Genomic DNA, 3886 nt, shown 5'->3' with positions numbered 1-3886 from the left:
GAGGGGGGCGGCTCCTACGTCCGCCCTGCGGTGCGGGGTGAACGGGCAGGTGGGTGGGAGTGATCCGCCGCGAAGCGGCGGTCCAGGCCTGCCCCCACCCGCGCCGGGTGCCCGGGAGCCGCCCAGGACCCCAGGTCAGAAGAACGTGCGGACGTAGTCCGTGACCGTCCCGTCCCCCTCCACCACCGGAATCAACTCCCACTTGTCGAACGCCGTGCACGGATGCGAGAGCCCCATGCCCAGCCAGTCGCCGACGGCGAGATCCGCTTCCGGCGACGTCCGGAGCCACCCGTGCTGGTCGGAGAGCCCGGTGACCGTGACCCCGGTCGCGGGCCGCTCCACGCCGTCCCGGCGGACGACCTGCGCCTCGGGCAGGTCCAGGTCGTACGCCGCATCCCGCTTCCCCGCGTTGGTGAACGCCTGCTCACCGGAGGGCCGCGACACGACCTGCGCCCAGAGGCGGAAGGCGGGTTCGAGCGCCCCCTCCTCGGGGACCCGGTTGAACGGGGTCAGATGTTTGTAGTGGCCGTCGTCGTGCGAGACGTACGCGCCGGAGCGCAGCAGCTTCAGTACGGGCCGCGACAGTTCGGGGAGCTCCGCGAAGACCGACGCGACCGCGTCGAACCACGCGCTGCCGCCCGCGCTGACCACGATCTCGGGGAGATCCGCGAACCGCCCGGACGCGTCGAACTCGGTGAGCAGCGCGGTGAGTCGGCGCAGCCACGCCGTCACCGTCCCGCTCGACGCCTGCGGCACCTCCCCCTCGTACCCGGCGACGCCCACGAGCCGCAGCGTGTCCGCGGCCGCGACGGCGTTGGCGATGTCGAAGCACTCGGTCTCGGTCCGCGCGCCGGTCCGTGCGCCGTCGCCCGCGGCCAGCTCCACCACCACGTCCACGGGGCGGCTCGCGCCCGCCTCGCCGAGGGCGGCGTGCATGAGCTCGACGCCGCGCACGGAATCGACGTAACAGATGAAGCGGAAGGAGGGGTCCGCGGTCAGCTCGGCGGCGAGCCAGCGCAGCGCCGCCGCGTCGACGAGTTCGTTGGCGAGGAAGATGCGCTCCACCCCGAACTCCCGTGCCACGCGCACCTGGTGGGGGACGGCGAGCGTGATGCCCCATGCGCCCCGCGCCAGCTGGCGGGCGAAGAGCTGGGGGGCCATCGACGTCTTGCCGTGCGGCGCGAAGGCGAGGCCGTGGCGCTGCGCGTACGTCTCCATGAGTGCGAGGTTGTGTTCCAGGCGCTCGGCGGAGAGCGCGAGGACCGGGGTGGTGAAGCCGCCGGTGAAGAGGTTCCGGCGCTGGGCCGCGAGCTCGCCGACGGTGAGGCCTGCCGCGTCCGGGGGCAGACCCTTGAAGCGGTGGTCGACCCGCTCGTCCGCGAGCGCGGCCAGCGGATCGGCGGACCGGTCGAGCGCGGTGACGACGTCGTTGTCGGCGGCCATGGGCGCCTCCTCCAGGAGTGCATTCAGGAGTCCGTTGCAACATGTGCAACAGTCATTGCGTATATCGCTTACTGCTGTCTAACATCCGAGCCAACGCCGGGTCAACGGATCCGGACAGTCGGTTGAGGGGTTGGCAGATCGTGACCGCACAGGCAGCAGTGGACGTCGTGGCGCTCGGCGAGTCCATGGTCACCTTCCTGCCCGCCCGGCCCGGCCGCCTCGCCGACGTGCCCTCCTTCGACCGCGGGATCGGCGGCGCCGAGTCGAACGTCGCCTGTGCGCTCGCCGCCGCGGGACACAGCGTCCGCTGGGTCAGCCGCGTCGGCGCCGACGGCTTCGGCGACCACCTCGTCGAGACGATCGCCCGCTACGGAGTCGACACCTCCGCCGTCGGCCGCGACCCGCACCGCCCCACCGGCATCTACTTCCGCACCGCAGACGACCGCGACACCGACGCCCACGAAGTCGTCTACTACCGCGCGGGCTCCGCCGCCTCCGCCATGTCGCCCGGCTCCGTGGACGAGGACGCCCTCGCCGCCGGACGCATCCTGCACCTGTCGGGCATCACGCCCGCGCTCTCCGCCGACTGCCTCGCCCTCGTACGCCACCTGTGCGCCCGGCGCGACGACCGCCGCCCCCTCGTCTCCTTCGACGTCAACCACCGCCCGGGCCTGTGGAAGGGCGCGGCGGCGGGCCCGGACGTCCTGCTCGACCTCGCACGCGGCGCCGACCTCGTCTTCGTAGGCGAGGACGAGGCCGCCGCGGCCTGGGGCATCACCGGCGGTCCCGACGCCATCCGCGCCGCCCTGCCCGAGCCCGCCACCCTCGTCGTCAAACAGGGCAGCCGCGGCGCCACCGTCCACCGCCACGGCGAGGACCCCGTCTTCCAGGCCGCCCTGCGCGTCGACGTCGTCGCGCCCGTCGGCGCCGGTGACGCCTTCGCCGCCGGTTTCCTCTCCGCCACCCTGCGCGGCCTGCCGGCCACGCACCGACTGCGCCACGGCCATCTGATGGCCGCCGCCGCGCTCACCGTTCCAGGTGACCTCGCACCGCCCCCTGCCCGCGCACACGCCGACCGCCTCGCCGCCCTGGACGACGCAGCCTGGGAGACACTTCGTCTCGGCCCCGGCTGGACGGAACGCGTCCCGGAGGACACCGAGGCCGAGGAGGAGGTACGTACCCCATGAGCCAGACCGTCGACCGCGCGCTCTCGATCCTGCCGCTGCTCGCCGAGGGCCCAGCCGACCTGGGACAGGTCGCCGACCGGCTCGGTGTCCACAAGTCCACCGCGCTCAGGCTCCTGCGCACCCTCCACGAACACGGCCTGGTCTTCCGCCAGTCCGACCAGCGCTACCGCCTCGGCGCGCGCCTCTTCGCGCTCGCCCAGGAAGCCGTCGAGAATCTCGACGTGCGCGAGATCGCCCACCCCCATCTCCTCGCCCTCAACGAGAAGTGCGGCCACACGGTCCACCTCGCCGTGTACGAGGAGCAGGAGGTCCTCTACATCGACAAGGTCGAGAGCCGCTATCCGGTGCGGATGTACTCCCGCATCGGCAAGCCGGTGGCCATCACCGTCGCCGCCGTCGCGAAGCTGCTGCTCTCCGACTTCCCGGAGGCCGAGCGCCGCGCCATCGCGGAGAAGCTCGACTACCCCACCTACACGTCCCGTTCGACGCCCAACGCCGCCGCGTTCCTCAAGGAGCTGGCGGCCGTGCGCGAACAGGGCTGGGCCACCGACCTCGGTGGCCACGAGGAGTCCATCAACTGCATCGGGGCCCCCATCCGCGGTGCGGACGGGCGCGTCGTCGCCGCCATGTCGGTGTCCGCACCGAATGTCGTCGTCACCGCCGAGGAACTCCTCTCCCTGCTCCCGCTGGTGCGCCGCACGGCGGACGCCATCAGCCGCGAGTACTCCGGCAACGCCCCTCTGAAGGAAGCAAGTTCATGACCGAGAAGACCGCCCTCACCCCGGCCACCCACACCACCCCGCCCGCGAAGTTCTCCCACGGCGTGAAGAAGGGCAACATCCTTCAGGTCGCCGGCCAGGTCGGCTTCCTCCCCGCCGAGGAGGGCAAGGCCCCCACCCCCGCGGGCCCGACCCTGCGCGAGCAGACCCTCCAGACGTTCGCCAACGTCAAGGCGATCCTCGAAGAGGGCGGCGCCACCTGGGACGACGTGATGATGATGCGCGTCTACCTCACCGACGTGGACCACTTCGCCGAGATGAACGAGATCTACAACGCGTACTTCGAGGAGCAGGGCCTGAAGGCCCCCGCCTCCGCCCGCACCACGGTCTACGTCGGTCTCCCGGCGGGCCTCCTCATCGAGATCGACGCGCTCGCCGTCCTCGGCTGACGCACATCCCTCTCCACCAGCAAGCCGTTCGTCGTCACGGCGCGGCGCCCACCACCCCCGGGGCGCCGTGCCGTGACGACGAACGGCT

The 3886-nt window shown here is 72.3% G+C and carries 4 protein-coding genes; 3 read left to right on the top strand and 1 reads right to left on the bottom strand.

Annotated features, from left to right (window positions below):
* Nucleotides 1–135: 135 nt before the first annotated feature.
* Nucleotides 136–1443 (bottom strand): amino acid deaminase, encoded by a 1308-nt coding sequence (locus AOK03_RS39320; protein ID WP_055570130.1) that lies wholly within the window; start codon nt 1441–1443, stop codon nt 136–138.
* A 140-nt stretch (nt 1444–1583) separates the two neighbouring features.
* Here AOK03_RS39320 and AOK03_RS39315 point away from each other — a divergent pair, with 140 nt between their 5' ends.
* The 3 genes from AOK03_RS39315 to AOK03_RS39305 are packed head-to-tail and all read left to right on the top strand — an operon-like array spanning nt 1584 to nt 3798.
* Nucleotides 1584–2630 carry a sugar kinase gene (locus tag AOK03_RS39315; RefSeq protein WP_279616369.1) on the top strand — a complete coding sequence of 349 codons (1047 nt, stop codon included), beginning with the start codon at nt 1584–1586 and terminating at the stop codon, nt 2628–2630.
* On the top strand, nt 2627–3391 hold the full coding sequence (locus tag AOK03_RS39310; RefSeq protein ID WP_055570128.1) for an IclR family transcriptional regulator: 765 nt from the start codon (nt 2627–2629) through the stop codon (nt 3389–3391). Before AOK03_RS39315 ends, AOK03_RS39310 begins: the two co-directional genes overlap by 4 nt.
* Nucleotides 3388–3798 carry a RidA family protein gene (locus AOK03_RS39305; RefSeq protein WP_055570127.1) on the top strand — a complete coding sequence of 137 codons (411 nt, stop codon included), beginning with the start codon at nt 3388–3390 and terminating at the stop codon, nt 3796–3798. The genes AOK03_RS39310 and AOK03_RS39305 overlap by 4 nt, the downstream gene beginning before the upstream one ends.
* Nucleotides 3799–3886: the final 88 nt, after the last annotated feature.

The sequence above is a fragment of the Streptomyces atriruber genome (assembly GCF_001418325.1).
In the GTDB taxonomy this organism is placed as follows: Bacteria; Actinomycetota; Actinomycetes; order Streptomycetales; family Streptomycetaceae; genus Streptomyces; species Streptomyces atriruber.
This window is presented reverse-complemented; position numbering and strand designations above follow the sequence as displayed.